Here is a 1,544-nt window from a genome sequence, read left to right on the forward strand (position 1 = left end):
CGCCCCGGCACAGCCCCGGCAGAGGCCCCCAGTGGGGCCATGTGCCCTGAGGCAGGGAGGATGCCTGCCGAGTGTGTCCAGGCTCGGGGACGTCGGCGCCAGGGCTGTGCGGGCAGGGCAGCTGGCTACCAGGCCTCACCGTTGCAGATCAGATCGAACTGCATGTATGCCAGATCCGAAGTCTCGCGGCTCGGACCGATCCACTTCACGCCCTGGTCCCAGCGGTAGACCCAGTAACACTCCCAACGGCCGTCGGGGTTACGCCGGTCGTCCGCGCGTGTGCTGGCACCGCGCAGCAGCCGGTAGACCCGTCCGTCGGCGGCGGTGAACCGGTCGACGGCCCGCGTTCGCTGGTAGAAGTACCGGTCGCCCAAGACGCCGGGCCGGTGGTCGTGCTGGCCGAACCTCTGGTGAGTGATCCAGTCCCCATGATGCGGGGGGGGGAGGTCCTCGGGCCGGATTTCGGGGTGCACCCACACGCGCGCGCTGGAGGCAACCGGGTGCAGGACGCCGTCGCTCGTACGGAAGGAGTAGCCGGTCCCCCCGTAGATCTCGTAGGTGCCGCCCAGGGAGATGTCCCATACCGGCGTCAGCCGGGTCACGCGGCTGCCGTCAGGCTGCCTGGTCTCCTTGGCCAGCCGCATGCCGCACTGCACCAGGTGAGGCTGCAGCAGGGCGACCCCCGCTGCCGGATCGAACCACGTCCAGTCGGCCATCATCACGCCTCCTGCCCTGCTGAGAGCGGGCTGTTGGCCGGTTCGCGTTCCTCGCTGTCGGCGGGCAGAACCCGTAGGGCGGGCCCGGCCTGGTGCGGGCCGTGCTGGTGCGGTGATGCCTCCTGCGGCGTGCTTGCCTCGGTCTCGGAGGTGCCGTGGGTGTTGATGACGCCGAGGACGTGATCGCGGACGACCGGCGTCTGCCCTGCCTCCACGATCAGGTCATCGGCCATCAGCAGGTGTCCGCATCCGCTGCAGGCGAAGTCCGCCTCGGGTGCGTTGTGCTCCGGGGCAGGAGTGAGGTCGTCTCGGTATTCGCCGACGATGCATTCAGCAAGGGAGCAGTTCAGGGGCGTAAACGTCGGGTCAGGCTCCGCACCCCGGTCCTGCATGCCGGTCGTGGTGGTGGGCTGGAGCCCGGCGCCTATGGGATCGGTGTCGGACGTCTGGGGAGAGTGGGCTATGCCGCGATCGGATGGGGATGTCATCAGAGCTCCTGAGAAGGTGGGCAGTTGGCTGGGTGGGGGTGGTCTGGAGCGCACGCGGCCAAACGCTCGGTGAGGTGTGGTGCGGAGTGCGCGGGATCGGAGGCCGTGTAGCCAGCGTGGCCAGCCACGGGCCGCGGACAGCCCGGGCCTGTGTGTGAAGCCCGGATAACGCTAGGGGGCAGCACCAGATCGGGGCGGCGCGGTGACCTGCGAAAACAGGAGTGCCGGAGTCTGATTGGGGCCTGCACGGCAGAGCACAGCCCGCCAGTGCCTGGGGACCGTCACTAGTGGGTGTCTGAGAAGCCCCGTTCAGGGCAGGTGACTTGGTAGTTCCCGCACT

Annotated in this window: 2 protein-coding genes; both read right to left on the reverse strand. The window is 69.0% G+C overall.

The window, feature by feature from the left end; translation table 11 throughout:
• Positions 1–125: 125 nt before the first annotated feature.
• On the reverse strand, positions 126–716 hold the full coding sequence (locus ACFWZ5_RS46400; RefSeq protein ID WP_384893333.1) for a hypothetical protein: 591 nt from the start codon (positions 714–716) through the stop codon (positions 126–128).
• 2 nt (positions 717–718) lie between these two features.
• The gene (locus ACFWZ5_RS46405) at positions 719–1,204 is read right to left on the reverse strand and encodes a hypothetical protein (RefSeq protein ID WP_384893336.1); all 486 of its coding nucleotides are present in this window, start codon (positions 1,202–1,204) and stop codon (positions 719–721) included.
• Positions 1,205–1,544: the final 340 nt, after the last annotated feature.

Source organism: Streptomyces sp. NPDC059003 (genome assembly GCF_042740445.1).
Lineage (GTDB): Bacteria > Actinomycetota > Actinomycetes > Streptomycetales > Streptomycetaceae > Streptomyces.

Coding starts and splice junctions, on each gene's coding strand:
- ACFWZ5_RS46400 (WP_384893333.1), bottom strand. CDS start 716: ATGGCCGACTGGACGTGGTTCGATCCGGCAGCGGGGGTCGCCCTGCTG.
- ACFWZ5_RS46405 (WP_384893336.1), bottom strand. CDS start 1,204: ATGACATCCCCATCCGATCGCGGCATAGCCCACTCTCCCCAGACGTCC.